This window comes from Jeotgalibacillus sp. R-1-5s-1, from assembly GCF_004405105.1.
In the GTDB taxonomy this organism is placed as follows: Bacteria; Bacillota; Bacilli; order Bacillales; family Jeotgalibacillaceae; genus Jeotgalibacillus.
In genome coordinates, this window is sequence record NZ_SORW01000012.1 from 44,103 (window position 1) to 59,900 (window position 15,798).

The following is a 15,798-nucleotide window of genomic DNA, read 5'->3' on the forward strand; positions in this document are numbered from 1 at the left end:
GATACCTTTATCATAATGAACCTGATCTGGATGTGCCGCCGAAAATCAGGCATGGAAGTGGGGACGGAGCGGGTGTTCTTTTTTGAAAAATGGAACGGCCGCCCCGTCCCCCCGATCACATCACTTCAAAATCAGCACTAGCTGCTTCAATGCCATTGATCAAAATGGTGAGTGTGTGAGTGCCCGGATAGTGTTTGCGCGTGGTGAGGTCGGCAAACGATAGTTTCCGATTAAACTGTTTCTTTCCCGCTTTTGCTTCACCTTCACTTAATTTGAAGACTTTTCGGTTGCGCGTTCCTTTTTTCTTAACATAGTCTACAGCAAAGTCCAGCCTGATTTTTTGTGACTCAGCAATCGTTAAAGTTAATCCAAAGGTGAGCGATTCCCCTATTTCAACGGACCGTGGCACAAGAAACGATTCCACCTTCACACCATCAGTCTGATTAAAACCAAACAGCTTCAACGCCTCCGGATGCCCCCTTTTCAGAAGGGTTCTGCAGGCATGTCTCAGGATCCAGTCTGTATGCGGATACTGACCCTGATAAGCTTTTACAATACTTAACACGACTTCCGGGTGCGTTTTTGAGATATCATTCAAATGATTGGCTACACTTTTTCTTACATATAATGAAGGGTCCTTTAATAGTCTTTTCAAAATCGGGAGAGATGGGGACGGATCCTGAATAAGTGAGGGAATCGCCTGTCCCCATGGTAATCTTGGTCTTGTTCCCTCTGAAGCAAGGCGCCTGACATGTTCATTACCGCTTCCCGTCCATTTTTCAATGTAACTAAAGCATCGTTCCTGATCCCTTATTAAAAAAGGACGAATGGCGAATTCTGATGTCGAAAATGAAGTCAGTATCTCAAGGGCAGTTAATGACCTATCCCAATCCTCCTGCCCGTAGACTTCTATGTAATCAGGAAACACGATTCCCGCCAGCCCATTAAAATCAGGCGCGTTCTTCTCAAGCCATTCAGCCGCCTGATCAAAAGAATCCGGAAGAAAATCATGCATTGTAACAGACAACCTGCGAACCCGTTCCTTAAAAGAAAGGTCATCCCAGTCAGTCGAATAAGACTTCTGGCAAAACTCCTGTTCAAAACCGAGCCGATGGCCAAGCTTAGATACCCATTCTTCTGTAAAAACATCTTTGATTAATGTCATGTTTTCCCTGCCTTCAGATTTAATGGGGACGGAGCGGGCGTTCTTTTTTTGAAAAAGGAACACCCGCTCCGTCCCCCTGTCAAAAACTCCATTTATAAACCAGCAGTTTCAAAGGCTTCCCGCCTATCTGAATATCCTCTTCACGGACGAATGAAGCGCCAGAGGATTCATAAAAATATTTAGAGGCGTTGTCATCCAATACTTCAACAAACGCAGAGTCATAGCCTTGTTCTTTAAAATGAAGGAACAGCCTTTGTTGAATTGCCTGTCCAATTCCCTGACGTTGATAGTCTTTTAGTAAATAGATAGCGGTCAGGTCTGCAGTCCGTTCTGTTTGGTTTTCCGGTCTTTTCCCACCGTCAGCAAATCCTACAATTTCTCCATGCTCGTTTTCCGCAACGAGTGTAAGATGGTTTTGTTGTTTTATATTTTTCTCCCACAGCTGTTCACGCTGTTCATATGATAATTTTTCAAGAAAGGTATCAGGTACAATACCTTTGTATGTTGTTCGCCAACTGTCCACGTGTACCCTGGCGATTCCCTTTATATCGTCCTCATTTGCCTCTCTGATTTTCAAATCACCTGATCGCTCCTTTCCAGTTTACAAGCATTTTCAAATGAAAAAAGCACAGGTATTTAGCCTGTGCCTGATTTTCTTCTATATGTACTCACGATAATCCTTCATTTATCGAAACAAATTCCTAAATTCAGTCATTTCCAGTCTTTCTCTCTAATTCCTCAAGCTTTTCCTCAATCCTGTTCAATTGACTCTTCCTGCCAAGCAAAGATTTTATCACCATTGCAATCGTCACAACCGTAAGAATTAGCAATAACATCATAAAAAGCTGAAAAACAACATCTCCCGAACTAAACTCCGTCATTCTCTATCACCTCGACTTTAATTTTACTTTATGTAGAAATTGATTTTACTATTCTACTTGATTGGAAGGAAAAAGTTTCATGGGGACGGAGCGGATGTTCCTTTTTACTGAAAGGCACACCCGCTCCGTCCCCATGTGTTTTCACCACAATGGTTCTTTCTCATTTGATAATTCAATCGAAAATGGCACAATGACCATGACGATCATGATAACTGGTATAGCAAGCATCAGATAAGGAATGCCGGCCAGGTCAAATAATGGCCGGCCAAGCACTACGCTTAGTAATGCGATGACGTATATAAGATTTGTCCGTTTTCCTGATTTTGAAGATATATATTGAGGTGTTCCACAATAGGCGCATTTTGTTCCCTTGGCATACAAGAGTGCTTTTTTGATTGATGATCCAAACGTCCAGTTTTCTCCACACTTTTTACATGTCGGCATTTTCCCTCTCCTTTTGGGGACAGATCCTTTAAAAAGGAACAGGCGCTCCGTCCCCGTGTTTCCTTTCCTGATCTCCAGCCAACCTCTCACTTTTCGGCAGAAGCACAGTAACAGTCGTTCCCCATCCCTGTTTACTTTTCACGGTCATTTTACCTTCATAGTCTTTAATAAGTTTAAAGCAGATGGCGAGACCGATTCCGGTTCCTTTTTCTTTGTTTGTGAAGTATGGTTCACCAATGCGTGACATTCTTTTACGTGATATGCCTTTGCCGTTGTCAATGATTCTAATGCGCACGCATTCTTCAAATGCATCGATTTTGATTTTGATACACCCATTGGTGGACAGTGCTTCAAGACTGTTTTTCACTGTATTGATCATGACCTGTTTAAAGTGTGATTTTTGCATCTTTGTAAAGGTGTGGTCCGGCAGTTTGTTTATGATGGAGATCTGTTTGTTTTGTTCATGGGCAACAGGTTCAAACAACAGTTTCACATTGGAGATCTCCTGCATAACATCAATTTTCAAATCATCCGGATTAGTTTGTGAAATCGCTGCTTCGGGTTTAGCCAGTAATAGCAGTTCTTTAAGCACTTCATCAATCCGGTCAATTTCGTCAAGGATGATATGTTCGTGTTCACTGTTGATATTACGCTCACTTAACAGCTGGATGAATCCCCGCACTGTTGTTAAAGGGTTTCTGATTTCGTGTGCGATACTGGCTGCAAGCTCTCCTACTACTTTGGTTTTTTCGGTGGAAAGAAGAAGCTCTTCGTTTTCCTTCTGGTTCGTAAAATCCACACCATAAAATAATGTATAATTTTCTTCATCGTTCAGCTCAAGATCTTTAAAGCCCCATTGAACAAAGTGAACCTCTCCTGTTGGACGCATGATGCGTTGCAGGGAGTTATCTTCTATCATCAGCGCAAAGTCCTGTTTCAGTTTACTGAAATCCTTGCATAGCATGTCCTCTTTTTTTATAGACAAAAGGTGGCAAATTGAATCATTTAATCGAATCATGTGGTGATCTTTATTCAGAACCACAAGATAATTCGGGTTAATGTTCATAATCGTTTCTAACAGGCTGCTCTGTTTAGACAATCTTGTATTGGCATCATTCAGCTTATTCGATTGCATTTCAAAGAACCCTAAAAATAATAATATGGCCACAAGAATGGAATTGAAGCTTGAGAAATACAGTGGCAGTACGCCGAAACCGCTGATAATTCCGTTCAAAAATACAAACACCGCACCAAAAGCAAGCTTTGTGTAAAAAACCTTGAAATAATGGTCATTGAGCTTGACGGTTACGTTTAGTAAAAAGAATGTGTTGATAAACACAAGTAAAATGTTAATTAAAAAGGTTGAATTCAATGTTCCATAGATCGGAATAAGGTGCTGAGGAGCAATATCTGTCTCAGGAACAACCGTATATCCGGTTACACCAAGGTTTGTAAAATTCACAAGGTAAACAATGATACTGAAGCTCAGAAGAACATAAAAACCCGTGCGGTTAAAAAACCATTTGTAGCCTTTTACTTCCGGATTGTTCTTAACCAGGTAGTATCCAAAGTAATACATTAACGGCATGATCATAATCGGACCGATACGAAACAGACGAAAAACGGTTCCGATAAGGGTTTCACTGAAAAATTCGTATGCATATAAGAAAGCAATATCAATCTGCCATAAACATAAGAACATTAAAAATAATGATAATGCCTTCGTAACCTCAGTTTTTGAGTAGAAAGGCAAGGATGCGGCTACAATTGCCGGTATTAGCGAAATGGCGATTAATAATATAAATTCCACGGTCTCACTCCCTTTTTATCACCATGCTGCTATTCGTTCCTCCGTATCCCTGGGAAGTGATTAATACATGATTGATAGGTTGATCTATTCGGTCCGTTACAATATTAAGTGATTCTATTACCTGTTCATCACAGTTTACAGCAGGCGGAATAAATTGTTCGTTGATGCTGATCAGTGTCGATACAGCCTGAAACATGCCGGATGCTCCCATCGAGTGACCAACCATTCCTTTAATAGACGTGATAGGAATATCTCTTTCAGCAAATCGCTGCTGATAAATACTTTTTTCAATTGAATCATTCTGTGTTATGCCTAATGCCTGACTGTTTATATAATTAGGATATCCTTCTGCCAGACACCGGTCAACTGCATATAACAATTGATTTCCATTTTTATCAGACTTATACGGAGATTTCGCATCCTGATTAGATATGCAGGCACCGATTTTCCCGTAAATACTTGCCTTACGCTTTAAAGCAAGGTCTTCATTTTCCAAAATGAGCACACCTGCCCCTTCTGACATTGAAAAACCCGTTCCTTTAAAAGGACCTGGTTGTATAGCTGAATCATTATGTAACACATTCAGTTTTGAAAAGCTTTCAAGAATTAGGGACTCCAGTGTTGAATCCGTTGCCCCGGCAATCACACGGTCAGCCTGTCCTGACTCGATCATCATTTTCCCAAGCTCGATAGACTGTAAGCCCGAGGGACAGCTGTTAGTGAGGCAATAAGAAGGTCCATTTGCTTTAAACGCTGCACTGACTGCTGAAGCTAACGAATAGCTGTTCATATTTCCTATATGAAACACAGACGTCTCCTGTTCCTGATTTCGAGCGAGTTGAATCGTCTCGTCAATTGCTCCACCCGACGTTCCAATGATCACAGCAGTTCGGCCGTCCTCGACGTCAAAGCCTGCCATATTGACAGCTTCATGACAAGCATGCAGTAAGAGTCTTGCTGCTTTTGGAAGCTTTTTAAACATGGAAGGAAACAAATTCATCGATATCTCTTCATCTTTGACTCTTCCTGTATAAATTTCGAGACGCTTGAGCTTCTCCAGCTTTAAAACGACTGTTACATTTTTTAAAATTGTTGATAATTGATTCACATTGTTAAATCCCGGTCCAATAATCCCTAATCCTGTTACGACTGTTGTCATCATAATCCTCCTGAAGTTAACCATCTAATAGACCTATTCTACTATTAAAATTGCATAATAAATACATATTTTACAAAAAGATATCGAGAATTATCATTTTATGAGATTTTGACGAAAAAAAAGCCTTCCCTGTACAAAAAGGAAAGGCTTTTCGACAATCTTTTCCCGGGAAATAACGAAAGATTTAAAGTATTTCACCCTTGATTGTTTTTTTATAAATAGTGTTCAGATAATCGCATGCAGCTTGTTGCGCTTTGTATCTGCGGACAATTTTTTCTTCATCAACTAACTGTAAATATAATTCCACAGCATGATTCAAGGCATTAAAACAGCTTTCCGCTTCAGGCTGTGCTACTGTTTTGTTCAGCTTGTCCAGATAACTTCCAGCATACTCCTCAATTCGCCGTACTCCCCTCGGAAGCTGGTTATTTTTCATTAGAATAAGAGGTCCCAAGACTCCTGTTCTTAAAAATGATAGGGATTCAATGATTTCATAGTATTCACCCCGACCTAATTTAAGAGAGCAATAGTGAATCCAGCCCCAGATCCGGTCTTCAATCCATTGTTGATCCGGATAAGGAAACGTGTAATTCGTTTTAGCGATAAGAGTTTGAATCTCGTTTCCACGCTCCCAGATGATTTCAGGCTTTTCTATCCCATCTTTCACCTCTTGAAAATTCACAAATTTCAAGTCTACATGGATCAGAGGGTCTTCATATAGACAAATCAATAGTCTTGGTTCCCCAACATGCTCACCTGTAAATGAGGTTAACAGCGATCCAAATGTTCGAGCAATTTCTTTCCTGTTTTTCATAACTTCTTCCTGATAACGGTTTTGATACACCAAAATTAAATCAAGATCACTGAACTCATCCATCTCTCCCGTCAGCAAGGAACCTGCCCCCAGCAGCCCTATAAAACGATCGTCTTTTTTAATCAATCCTGTTATCCGGTTTAACATTTCTTCATGCATGGAAAACATGATGACCACTCCTCGTAATGTGACCTATAAAAATAGGTATTACGCCAATGTAGCATATTTCCCAAATGAATTGTATATTTTCGTGATTATTTATCCACCCATTAACGTTTTTCTCTTTTCAATTTCCCCTCTGATCCCCCAGTACAAAGTAATGATGCCAAATGCAAGTAACAGGATTGAATTCAGGTAATAGAATAGGACAGCTCCTGTTATAGATAATATCAATCCGATCCACAGAAGATTTTTCATCAGCCAGCGCTTTGCCTTCTCTTCTTTCGGACTCACTATTTCTTCTTCAGGATCCTTAAAAGCGTATAATGTAACGCAATATAAAAAGTGTGAAAACATAATGACAAAGGTTAATATAATTCCAGGTACAAAATCCACATACAAAGTGTATAAAAGCGCGACCAGGCCAGAAGAAAACAAGAGCTGCTCAACAACATGACGCTGTCTGATGTTCCTCATTGCCAGAATGATGGATAGAATAAAAATAATATTGATAAAGTAAAACAACCATTCCCCAACCAATCCTGTCAGTTCAACGACTACATACAAGTAAACACAAACAATCCCTGCTAATATGACAGCCTTCATCGCATTCCCTCCCACGTCTCTTTTTCCAATTATATCAAATCAAATCCGCCCTGCCAAAATCACTCACTGAACATATCCTGTTATAAAGGTGGTGATATCAGTGAGCTACGGACATGGATATGGGTACGGCGGCGGCTTTGCGTTGATCGTTGTTTTGTTTATTCTGTTGATTATTGTTGGAGCAGCCTATTTCAAGTAAAAACAAAAAGGTCAATCATCCGGTATAGATCCGGATGGTTGACCTTTTGTTATCCTGAATATCCATCAAACAACCTGCCTCCGTAAGGAGCGAGCTGCTGATCAATAAATTGAATCAGACTGTTTTTATTTTGTATTTTAAAGTAGTCATTCAAACAGGTGTTTAAAGATTCACAGAGTGCAGGATCAAAAGCTTTAAGTGAACGGTAGACCCACTTTCCTTCTCCAGTCCAGCAACGATTCATTCTCAGGATAAAAAAGTGAAGCACTTCAATCAGTGAACAGACCGTAAAATCATTTTCCATACGATGTGATGATGCTTCAAGATCTGTCAGCATATCTGAAATCACGTATCGCAATTCATCAACCCTGTAGGAAGGAAGTTCGTCCGGTCCTTCCATCAGCAGCTGCTTTCCTTTATCAATCAGATTTTGTGCCGTTGTTCCACCGCGAAGAATGATCCCTTCTGAACACATTCTGATGATTAACGGAATTCCCTGCTGTTTTTCTATATAAAACGTATAAGGTAGAGATTCACTTGAATACACAAAAACCTCTACCGGCTTCCCTTCAAAAAAAGCGGATTTCCTGTATGATTGTTTCGGATCCAGAATGAAGAGATCAAGATCTGAGGAAGCGGTCTGGTCTCCTCTGGCAAAGCTTCCGGATAATAAAGCCACTTCACAGTCAGGAAAATACGTCTCTACATATTTTTCAGCAATGGACAGTACTTGTGTCTCCAATGACGAATCCCCTCTCTATTTCAGCATCACACATATTTTATGCAGGATCCCAAAAGGATAGAACAGGGCTTGTATCAGAAAATCGATTTGAAATAAAAGTAAATAACACATTAGTATTTTATTATTTATTTGTAAATTCACTTTTTTTAGAAGGTATTTCGCTTAAGATGGTGAAGAATGTCAGTGCCTGCTGGCAATCTAAAACATCTAAGGAGTTGTACATCGAATGAAAAAAGCTCTCTTGCTTGTACTCAGTCTTGTGCTTTTGATCGGAGGTCCAATCGTTTCAGCTGCGACCTTGTTAAGCGTTCAGGATGCCATGACGAAAGCAAACGGAACAGATGTATCAGTTGGAGGATACATTGTGGGGGTTCCTGTTTCCACTTCAACCGTTCAGCAATCCGGATTTACCAGTGATTTCGCCCTGGCGTTAGCTGACGATCCAAATGAAACACAGAAAGCAGATATGATTTTCGTCAAGCTGGATTCTCAATATCGCAGTGAGTTTGGATTGATGAGTAATCCTTCCAATATGGGAGACTACATTCAGGTAAACGGTACACGTGATGACTATTTTGCACATGAAGGAATTGAATTTGTCACATCTATCACCCGTTCTGCAGCAGGTGAACCATCTCCGGATCCTGGTACTGGAAGCGGCTATTACGCAGATGCTGAAGGACTAACTGGTGCAGCATTAAAACAGGCACTACATAATATTATTGATGACCATACTGAAATTTCTTATGCCAACGCGTGGGATGCGCTTCGCAATACAGACGAAGATCCTGCAAACCGTAACAACGTGATTCTTTTATACACAGGTAAATCTATATCTAAATTTGAAAACGGGGGACTGGTTGACCAGTGGAACCGCGAGCACGTTTGGCCACAATCAAAAGGTGATTTCGGCACTACAATGGGAACAGGAACGGATCTCCATGCTTTGCGCCCAACGGATGTAACTGTCAACTCTTCACGTCAAAACCTCGATTTTGACAACGGAGGAAGAATTCATCCTGAAGCACCGGACACATTCTATGATTCAGATTCATGGGAGCCGCGCGATGAAGTGAAAGGGGATATTGCCAGAATGGTATTTTACATGGCTGTTCGCTACGAAGGAGATGCCGGTGAAGTAGACCTCGAAGTTCTCGACTCCGTCAACGTCGCAGGTCCATACCTTGGTAAACTTTCAACGTTGAAACAATGGCACGAGCAGGATCCGGTTGATGCCTTCGAGCGTAACCGTAACGAAACAATCTTCTCTGACTATCAAGGGAACCGTAACCCGTTTATTGATAATCCGGAGTATGTAGAAGCAATCTGGTAAGAAACAGGGGGACGGAGCGGGTGTTCATTTTTCCAAAATGGATCACCCGCTCCGTCCCCTTATCAAACTGATCCATCCAATGATTAATACTACGCCAGACATCACAAAAGCCAGATCATATTGCTGCTCAGATAGTAAAATTCCTGCTGCAAGGGGTCCTGCAATTTGTCCAACCCCGTATAGAGCGGTCAGACTGCCGATTATTTGCTGTGCATTGTGCGGAAATCGGGTACGTGTTGCTGTCATGGTCAGCATGGTAATGCCCATGAAGGTCCAACCGAAGAAGAATGCACTGATGATGATCCAGAGAATGTGTTCAAAAAATAAGGGTATCATCACACCTATGATTTGCATCACAAATGCCCATCTCAGCGCAGCCATCTGCCCTGCTTTTTGCTGGATCATCAGCCAGAACAGGCAGGAAGGAATACAGGCAATCCCGACAACTCCCCATACATAAGGTGTTTCCCAATGAAAAGAGGCTGTATTTTGCAAAATGGAAATGATGAAGGTGGCGTAGATGATATAACCGAATCCCTCGCAAAAATAAGCAATATGTAAAGAGGACACTTTCTTGAGGCCTGTTCTTTGCTTTTCATAAACCTTTGAAACAATGGCCTTATCCTGACTGTCCCTGATAAAAGGCACGATCATCAGAAAAATGAAAAGACAGATGAGTCCTGAAACGATCCAGACACTGTCTGAAGCATTCCACACAGAATAGACCGGCACTGTTAATGTTCCGGATAAAAAAATGCCGAATCCGACACCGCCATACAAAAATGCAGGCATAAATGATGACTGGTTACTCAGCTTCGTCAAAATAAGACTTGAAACAAGCACAAAACCCGCCCCGCTTGATATCCCTGATACAGCTCTCAAAACATACCACATTATTAGACCATCTATTACGCCCATCAAAATAGTGGTTAAAATGTTGACACAAACCACTACATAAATCAGATTCATCTTTTTGTTAAGATTTCTTGCCCATAAAGCTCCTGCAAAATAACCGCCATAATTGATGGTTGCAAGCAGACCTGCCTGTAAACTGCTTAACCCCTCCTGTTCCATATAAGGTAAAACAGGCGTGTAGACAAATCGGCCAACCCCCATAATAATGGCCAGAATAACAAAACCGGCTGCTGTCAAATACCATAGATCACGTGTTGTTTTCATAAGCACCCCCCAGCCCTATCATAACGCAATGAGACGGAGCGGGTGTTCAAAAAAATGAACACCCGCTCCGTCCCGCTCCTACAAATTTTTCAGCTTTCTCACTGATGTGTGCAAATTCTGCTGAAGCTTTGTCAGTCTGTCCTTCAATTCTCCCCTTGTTTTCCAGGGCTGGTCCAGCAGTTCATTCAATTCAGCCTCATACACAAGAAAATCCTCCTGCATAAAAGCAATAAGCTGAGTTTCTGCAGCATTTTGTTCAACGATCATCGCTGACTCCTGGTGAAGCTGTTCCCGTACCCGGACAATTTCATTTCTCAGATCTTCAAGATGATCCCGGGTAATCGTTGTCTCTTTTTCTGTAATCCATTTTTTCTCAAGCGCTTTCACAATCTGAGCCTTATAATCTGTATCTGCCTGGTTTTTAACCTCCGTCAGATCTTCTGTAAACTCCTCAATCTCCTCGTTTTCCGTCTTAACAGAAACTTCTTTATTCATACTGAAAACGGAATAAGGATACATAAATTGAATAAATAAAAAGCAAATAATGAATAAAGCACCCGCCACTCTCTTTTTTCTTAGTCTCATAAAAATCCTCTCAGCTGTTTTTGAGTCAGTTTAACAGCAGGATTCAGGATTCGCTATTAAATGCTGGTTATTTTGAACATAATCCTTCTTTTTAAGCAGACTTCAGAGCTCCTTTACAGGAAGACCGGCACATATTCACTAACAAAGGACTCATCTTTTATAAGTTCCGCCATGATAGCAAAGGTACGTTGTCGCCGGCAGGCTGAGCAGTTTATTTAATGATCGTTCTGCTTCTGCTCTGTCTAAAGTAAATTGGGGATTCGCAATGACTAACCTGTTATCTTCCACTACCGCGGCATCTCCGGTAATAACAAGATTTAATTCTTTGTTATATAACGAAGTATGACCAGGCATATGGCCAGGCGTATGGATAATGTCACACCCGGCAAAGGTCTCTCCTTCATTAAAAATGAGGTCAACTTTAACAGGCTGAACGGCTTTTTGTTGAGCAATAAACCATTCACCAAAGGACTTCTCCTCTTCAGGAAGCTTTTCGAGCATTTCTTCTGCCTGTATCAGCCTTAATGATTTTCTATCCCCTGAAATATAATCCTTCTCACCTTTACCAGCAGCCACTTTAATATGAGGATACTTAGATATCCATTCTGCAAGTGCCCCCATGTGATCATCATCATGATGTGTGATGAAAATAGTCGTCAGCTGAATTGCATCGTATCCTTTTTGATTGATTTCCTGCTCCAGCGCCTCCTGCATACCTGCATATCCACAATCGACTAATACCAGTTCGTTCTCCGATTGAATTAGTGATGGATAAACCTTCTGAAGCTGCCCATTAAATTCATATGCTAACGTTAACTGCTCAATTTTCATATCATATCTTCCTCATTTCTCGTCAAAATAAATCGTTCACGGTACAATGATTGAAAAAGGGGTTTACTCTATATGCAGACGCTCTCAACTGAAAGGCTGGTCATCAGAAAGCTGACTCCACAGGACGCTCCTTTCATCTTCACGCTGTTAAATGATCCGACATGGATTCAATTCATCGGAGACCGTCAAATAAAGTCAGCCGAAGATGCCGTACAATATATCCAGAACGGGCCTGCAGCCATGTATAAGGAATATGGCGTCGGATTATGTCTTGTTTCATTAAAACAAACCGGAAAGCCTCTCGGTTTATGCGGACTTATCAAACGTGACTATCTGGATGATTTCGATCTTGGCTTTGCATTTACAAAGGAGCATCAGGGTAAGGGCTACGGCTTTGAAGCCGCTAAAGGTGTGCTGGACTACGCTCAGGATAAACTTCACCTTTCTAAAATCGTTGCTTTCACAACAAAAGATAATTACGGATCAGCGGCACTGCTCAAGAAGCTTGGCATGGTTGAATCCGGTACGCTCATCATTCCCGGAGATAAAGAGGAATTAACCCTTTTCACCACTTTATAAAAACAGAGCCCTTAAGGACTCTGTTTTTTTATTCGAAGTATTTCCCAATCATCATCCTGTACTGATCATCGGTCAGCTTAAAAGGCGGATAACCGGCATCTTTCAGCAGCTGTTTTGTATTTTGATTATGAAAAATCACTGTTCTGGAAAGATAGGTGTGAAAGACGCTCATCGGTGCGTTAATCACTTCATCCTTGTCTGACAGCGCATCCTGGTCACCTGTGATATCAAGGTTCCAAACACCACTCTTCTCCTTGATCCACTCGATGACCTTCTTATTTTCAGGCGCTTCATTGTTAGAAATGTGATAAATGTTTCCTTCTTTAGCATGCGTTGCTCCCGCTGTCAGGACATCAACCACGTGATTGACCGGCACGACATTATTCGATGCCCCCGGATCACTGAACAGGCGAATCGTGTCTGACGCATTCACTCGGCCACGGCGGATTAATTTCTTCAATAGAGCAACTGCTTTTAATAAACCATATAAAGCAAACGTTGTATTTGCTTCCCCCGTTTCAGAATCGCCTACAATAATAGCCGGACGGAAAATGCTGACCTTCAGTTCGTCTTTCTTGTCCATTACGAGGTGTTCGGCATGATTTTTACTTTCTTCATAATCATTGACGAATTCACGGTTTTTAGCATGCAATTTTTCATCTGCTTCATTTTCAAGTCCTGCAGTATAGGCAGTGCTGACATGATAGAAACGCGGAATCGCAAGCTTCTTGGCAACATCAAGCGCATGCCTAGTTCCTTCAACATTAACAAAAAACGTTTTTTCCCGGTCATCCGGATCAAACGACAAATAAGCTGCTGTATGATAAAGAATATCCACTTTGCTATTCAGTTCACTTACTTCTTCTTCAGACAGCCCGAACATTGGCTGTGTGATATCTCCAAAAACCGGACGAATCCGGTCTTTCTTTTCTTTCTCAAGCCCTGTTAAAAAATCACTTAGTTTCTTCTCATTCCGAACAACCGGAAAAAGGTTATGCCCCTTTTCAAGTAATGAATGCATTAGCTTTGTGCCTACAAAACCAGTGGCACCTGTGATCATGATGTTCATGGCAAACTCCTTTGAAATCTTGTATAAACACAGTATAACAAAAGGTTGACGGAAGCTCTCCTCAAAAAAGAACCGGCTGCTTCAACTTCGAAGGCAAACCGGTTCCTCTCGCTTATAAATACGCCTCAGATGGATCATCCGACAGCTTCTCAATCTTTAAATAGTCAAATTGAACAAGCTGGTCTTTACCCTGAGGACTGCACGCGTAAAGGCCAGCCTTTAATGCAGCACCTTCCGGCAAATCCAAATGAGCAATCCTGATCTGATTCCATGTCTCACCGTCCCAGGAAAAGTCGGCATATGCGTTTAGCCCAATTCGGGATAGCCTGAAATAAAGTTCTACTTTTTCAATATCTACAAACTGCGTTGACCAGTCAGAAAAGCCCCTGTTCGTCACGACTGCCCCGAGCTTGCTTTGACCATCAGGGATGTATTCAAGTGATGTTTTCAACCAGACATCCTCTGAAAAACGAAGCATTAATCCAGCCTGGTCATATTTTGACTGCGGCACTGCTCTTACCTTAGTTGTCATACGGAAGTTTTCATTGGTCTCAAAAGCTAAAAAATGTCCGTTATCCGCCTGAAAACCGTAATGAGTCCGCTGCCAATAATCCGTATTTTCATCCGTCTTAAACTCAAGCTGACCCTTTTCCTGATCAACCTTCCACTCAGCCGGTTCATTCTCCCATTTCAAATCACAATGAAGCTCTGACCGATCAAACTGCTCATTTAACAAAACTTCTGCCATGACGATTCCTCCAACTTTGTTTTATTTTTTTTATTTTAATCAAATGGAGTGTATTTGGCGAGTTTGAAGCGGGGACGGAGCGGGCGTTCTTTTTTCAAAAAAGGAACACCCGCTCCGTCCCCTTTAATCAGGAAACAAGCTTCAATCCAACTGCAGCTGCCAGGATTAAGGCAATAAAAAAGATTCGTTTTACTTCCTTCGGTTCACCATAAAAAATCATACCAAGTATCGCTCCGCCTGATGCACCGATACCTGTCCAAATCGCATAGGCAGTTCCCATCGGCAATGTCTTCATGGCTTCAGCAAGTAAAAGAAAGCTTGCTGCAAATGCGCCTGCAAGATACAGAAAGGCACGGATCGTTTTTTCCTGATTTAATTTGTTCATCATCAGGACACCTGTCATTTCAAATAATCCTGCTAATATTAAATAAATCCAAGCCATTATGCCCTGCTCCCTTCTGATTCATGACCGTCTGAAACTAATTTCAAACCGATTACCCCAATTAATAAAACCCCAATCAGCCCTACTTTTAACCATTGGAACGGCTCGTTAAATAGTAAAATATCAACGACCACTGTTCCGGCTGTCCCAAGTCCGACGAATACTGCATACACCGTACCAACAGGCAGATCCTTACTTGCATTGATCAGTAAATAGAAGCTGATCGCAATAGCTATAAGCGTTCCGCTCCATTCCCATAAACCCTCTGCATGCTTCAGGCCAATGACCCAGCACACCTCAAAAACCGCAGCAATTAACACTTTAATCCATGTCACTTTCTATTCATCCTTTCTTATATTCAAAATAAAAAAGCCCGGGAGATCCTGTTTGTCAGTGATCTCCCGGGCTTTTGTCCCTCCGTGGCACGAATGCAGCTTACGCTTTCGTGAGCCTTCTCTCGGACCAGACCAGCGAGCGCTGCGGAACCCTAGAAAGCATATATATTATTTAGCATTATAACAAATCTCACGGCATTTTCAAGCTGGGGACGGAGCGGGTGTTCTTTTTCGCAAAAAGGAACACCCGCTCCGTCCCCTGTTTATACTATTTCCTTCCTGATCAAAACCCTGTTAATCACCTGCTGCAATACCAAAATCATAATCGGAATCCCTATGACATATAATCCAACATTCCAGATGTTCATATGGTGAGTCACGCTTACCTCACCCCATTCAAGTAACAGTCTTCCTACAAAACCGGTCAAGGTACCTGACAAACTAAGAATAAACACCATGCCACCTTCTTTTTCGGTGTAAATCATACTTAATAACCAAATTACAATACTAAGAACAAGTATTGTCGTGAAAAGATATAACCAATCGGAAATAGGTACAGGATAAATGGCAAACATACTCATGTTTATGAGCAACAAAAACACGACGATCCGTAACGACTTCTTCTTTTGCTGAAACATTTCTCTTTCGGACTCTTTCACAAAACCAACCTCCAAACTACTTTCTTCCCTCCATAACAATTCCATTATAATCCAAACAG

General features: G+C 41.4%; 20 protein-coding genes and 1 riboswitch. Of the genes, 3 read left to right on the forward strand and 17 right to left on the reverse strand.

Annotated features, from left to right (window positions below):
• Nucleotides 1-115 precede the first annotated feature (115 nt).
• From E2491_RS05485 to E2491_RS05520, 8 genes are all read right to left on the reverse strand, one after another.
• On the reverse strand, nucleotides 116-1,165 hold the full coding sequence (locus E2491_RS05485) for a DNA alkylation repair protein (RefSeq protein WP_134373761.1): 1,050 nt from the start codon (nucleotides 1,163-1,165) through the stop codon (nucleotides 116-118).
• Nucleotides 1,166-1,244: 79 nt separating this feature from the next.
• On the reverse strand, nucleotides 1,245-1,742 hold the full coding sequence (locus E2491_RS05490) for a GNAT family N-acetyltransferase (protein WP_134373763.1): 498 nt from the start codon (nucleotides 1,740-1,742) through the stop codon (nucleotides 1,245-1,247).
• Nucleotides 1,743-1,872: 130 nt separating this feature from the next.
• Nucleotides 1,873-2,046, reverse strand: coding sequence for a DUF4083 domain-containing protein (locus E2491_RS05495; RefSeq protein WP_134373764.1), 174 nt, complete (start codon nucleotides 2,044-2,046; stop codon nucleotides 1,873-1,875).
• A 141-nt stretch (nucleotides 2,047-2,187) separates the two neighbouring features.
• Nucleotides 2,188-2,490 carry a TIGR04104 family putative zinc finger protein gene (locus tag E2491_RS05500; protein WP_134373765.1) on the reverse strand — a complete coding sequence of 101 codons (303 nt, stop codon included), beginning with the start codon at nucleotides 2,488-2,490 and terminating at the stop codon, nucleotides 2,188-2,190.
• Between the two features lie 28 nt (nucleotides 2,491-2,518).
• Nucleotides 2,519-4,300 (reverse strand): ATP-binding protein, encoded by a 1,782-nt coding sequence (locus E2491_RS05505; RefSeq protein ID WP_134373766.1) that lies wholly within the window; start codon nucleotides 4,298-4,300, stop codon nucleotides 2,519-2,521.
• A gap of 4 nt (nucleotides 4,301-4,304) precedes the next feature.
• On the reverse strand, nucleotides 4,305-5,462 hold the full coding sequence (locus E2491_RS05510) for a beta-ketoacyl synthase N-terminal-like domain-containing protein (RefSeq protein WP_166805797.1): 1,158 nt from the start codon (nucleotides 5,460-5,462) through the stop codon (nucleotides 4,305-4,307).
• Between the two features lie 181 nt (nucleotides 5,463-5,643).
• Nucleotides 5,644-6,441, reverse strand: a complete 798-nt coding sequence (locus tag E2491_RS05515; RefSeq protein WP_134373769.1) for an oxalate:formate antiporter — start codon at nucleotides 6,439-6,441, stop codon at nucleotides 5,644-5,646.
• A 90-nt stretch (nucleotides 6,442-6,531) separates the two neighbouring features.
• A complete protein-coding gene (locus E2491_RS05520; RefSeq protein ID WP_134373771.1) occupies nucleotides 6,532-7,038 on the reverse strand; it encodes a hypothetical protein in 507 nt (168 codons plus the stop codon).
• Between the two features lie 100 nt (nucleotides 7,039-7,138).
• Here E2491_RS05520 and E2491_RS05525 point away from each other — a divergent pair, with 100 nt between their 5' ends.
• Complete coding sequence (locus E2491_RS05525) at nucleotides 7,139-7,237, forward strand: YjcZ family sporulation protein (RefSeq protein WP_134373773.1); 99 nt, start codon at nucleotides 7,139-7,141, stop codon at nucleotides 7,235-7,237.
• A gap of 49 nt (nucleotides 7,238-7,286) precedes the next feature.
• Here the strand turns inward: E2491_RS05525 and E2491_RS05530 are convergent, their stop codons facing one another.
• The gene (locus E2491_RS05530) at nucleotides 7,287-7,979 is read right to left on the reverse strand and encodes a nucleotidyltransferase domain-containing protein (protein WP_134373775.1); all 693 of its coding nucleotides are present in this window, start codon (nucleotides 7,977-7,979) and stop codon (nucleotides 7,287-7,289) included.
• A gap of 226 nt (nucleotides 7,980-8,205) precedes the next feature.
• Between E2491_RS05530 and E2491_RS05535 the strand changes: the two genes are divergently transcribed.
• On the forward strand, nucleotides 8,206-9,312 hold the full coding sequence (locus E2491_RS05535; protein ID WP_134373777.1) for an endonuclease: 1,107 nt from the start codon (nucleotides 8,206-8,208) through the stop codon (nucleotides 9,310-9,312).
• Between the two features lie 42 nt (nucleotides 9,313-9,354).
• On the opposite strand, the gene E2491_RS05540 is transcribed toward E2491_RS05535, so the two are convergent.
• The 3 genes from E2491_RS05540 to E2491_RS05550 all read right to left on the reverse strand — a co-directional run bounded on the left by E2491_RS05540 (nucleotide 9,355) and on the right by E2491_RS05550 (nucleotide 11,907).
• On the reverse strand, nucleotides 9,355-10,491 hold the full coding sequence (locus E2491_RS05540) for a YbfB/YjiJ family MFS transporter (RefSeq protein WP_134373779.1): 1,137 nt from the start codon (nucleotides 10,489-10,491) through the stop codon (nucleotides 9,355-9,357).
• Between the two features lie 78 nt (nucleotides 10,492-10,569).
• Nucleotides 10,570-11,076, reverse strand: coding sequence for a hypothetical protein (locus tag E2491_RS05545; RefSeq protein ID WP_134373781.1), 507 nt, complete (start codon nucleotides 11,074-11,076; stop codon nucleotides 10,570-10,572).
• Nucleotides 11,077-11,226: 150 nt separating this feature from the next.
• Nucleotides 11,227-11,907: an MBL fold metallo-hydrolase gene (locus E2491_RS05550; protein WP_134373783.1), complete on the reverse strand. Its 681-nt coding sequence runs from the start codon at nucleotides 11,905-11,907 to the stop codon at nucleotides 11,227-11,229.
• Nucleotides 11,908-11,979: 72 nt separating this feature from the next.
• Between E2491_RS05550 and E2491_RS05555 the strand changes: the two genes are divergently transcribed.
• Nucleotides 11,980-12,486 (forward strand): GNAT family N-acetyltransferase, encoded by a 507-nt coding sequence (locus E2491_RS05555; protein WP_134373785.1) that lies wholly within the window; start codon nucleotides 11,980-11,982, stop codon nucleotides 12,484-12,486.
• Nucleotides 12,487-12,514: 28 nt separating this feature from the next.
• Here the strand turns inward: E2491_RS05555 and E2491_RS05560 are convergent, their stop codons facing one another.
• The 5 genes from E2491_RS05560 to E2491_RS05580 form a co-directional block, all read right to left on the reverse strand.
• Nucleotides 12,515-13,555, reverse strand: a complete 1,041-nt coding sequence (locus E2491_RS05560; protein ID WP_134373787.1) for an SDR family oxidoreductase — start codon at nucleotides 13,553-13,555, stop codon at nucleotides 12,515-12,517.
• Between the two features lie 112 nt (nucleotides 13,556-13,667).
• Nucleotides 13,668-14,303 (reverse strand): DUF1349 domain-containing protein, encoded by a 636-nt coding sequence (locus tag E2491_RS05565; protein WP_134373789.1) that lies wholly within the window; start codon nucleotides 14,301-14,303, stop codon nucleotides 13,668-13,670.
• 127 nt (nucleotides 14,304-14,430) lie between these two features.
• Nucleotides 14,431-14,745, reverse strand: coding sequence for a DMT family transporter (locus E2491_RS05570; protein WP_134373791.1), 315 nt, complete (start codon nucleotides 14,743-14,745; stop codon nucleotides 14,431-14,433).
• Nucleotides 14,745-15,080: a DMT family transporter gene (locus E2491_RS05575; RefSeq protein ID WP_134373793.1), complete on the reverse strand. Its 336-nt coding sequence runs from the start codon at nucleotides 15,078-15,080 to the stop codon at nucleotides 14,745-14,747. The genes E2491_RS05570 and E2491_RS05575 overlap by 1 nt, the downstream gene beginning before the upstream one ends.
• Nucleotides 15,081-15,141: 61 nt before the next feature.
• Nucleotides 15,142-15,247: riboswitch (guanidine-I (ykkC/yxkD leader) on the reverse strand.
• Between the two features lie 96 nt (nucleotides 15,248-15,343).
• Complete coding sequence (locus tag E2491_RS05580) at nucleotides 15,344-15,739, reverse strand: hypothetical protein (RefSeq protein ID WP_134373795.1); 396 nt, start codon at nucleotides 15,737-15,739, stop codon at nucleotides 15,344-15,346.
• Between the last annotated feature and the right edge of the window lie 59 nt (nucleotides 15,740-15,798).

Excerpts from the sequence above, each read along its gene's own strand:
- E2491_RS05485 (WP_134373761.1), bottom strand. The coding sequence starts at position 1,165 with ATGACATTAATCAAAGATGTTTTTACAGAAGAATGGGTATCTAAGCTT.
- E2491_RS05495 (WP_134373764.1), bottom strand. The coding sequence starts at position 2,046 with ATGACGGAGTTTAGTTCGGGAGATGTTGTTTTTCAGCTTTTTATGATG.
- E2491_RS05500 (WP_134373765.1), bottom strand. The coding sequence starts at position 2,490 with ATGCCGACATGTAAAAAGTGTGGAGAAAACTGGACGTTTGGATCATCA.
- E2491_RS05510 (WP_166805797.1), bottom strand. The coding sequence starts at position 5,462 with ATGATGACAACAGTCGTAACAGGATTAGGGATTATTGGACCGGGATTT.
- E2491_RS05515 (WP_134373769.1), bottom strand. The coding sequence starts at position 6,441 with ATGTTTTCCATGCATGAAGAAATGTTAAACCGGATAACAGGATTGATT.
- E2491_RS05520 (WP_134373771.1), bottom strand. The coding sequence starts at position 7,038 with ATGAAGGCTGTCATATTAGCAGGGATTGTTTGTGTTTACTTGTATGTA.
- E2491_RS05535 (WP_134373777.1), top strand. The coding sequence starts at position 8,206 with ATGAAAAAAGCTCTCTTGCTTGTACTCAGTCTTGTGCTTTTGATCGGA.
- E2491_RS05540 (WP_134373779.1), bottom strand. The coding sequence starts at position 10,491 with ATGAAAACAACACGTGATCTATGGTATTTGACAGCAGCCGGTTTTGTT.
- E2491_RS05545 (WP_134373781.1), bottom strand. The coding sequence starts at position 11,076 with ATGAGACTAAGAAAAAAGAGAGTGGCGGGTGCTTTATTCATTATTTGC.
- E2491_RS05550 (WP_134373783.1), bottom strand. The coding sequence starts at position 11,907 with ATGAAAATTGAGCAGTTAACGTTAGCATATGAATTTAATGGGCAGCTT.
- E2491_RS05555 (WP_134373785.1), top strand. The coding sequence starts at position 11,980 with ATGCAGACGCTCTCAACTGAAAGGCTGGTCATCAGAAAGCTGACTCCA.
- E2491_RS05560 (WP_134373787.1), bottom strand. The coding sequence starts at position 13,555 with ATGAACATCATGATCACAGGTGCCACTGGTTTTGTAGGCACAAAGCTA.
- E2491_RS05565 (WP_134373789.1), bottom strand. The coding sequence starts at position 14,303 with ATGGCAGAAGTTTTGTTAAATGAGCAGTTTGATCGGTCAGAGCTTCAT.
- E2491_RS05570 (WP_134373791.1), bottom strand. The coding sequence starts at position 14,745 with ATGGCTTGGATTTATTTAATATTAGCAGGATTATTTGAAATGACAGGT.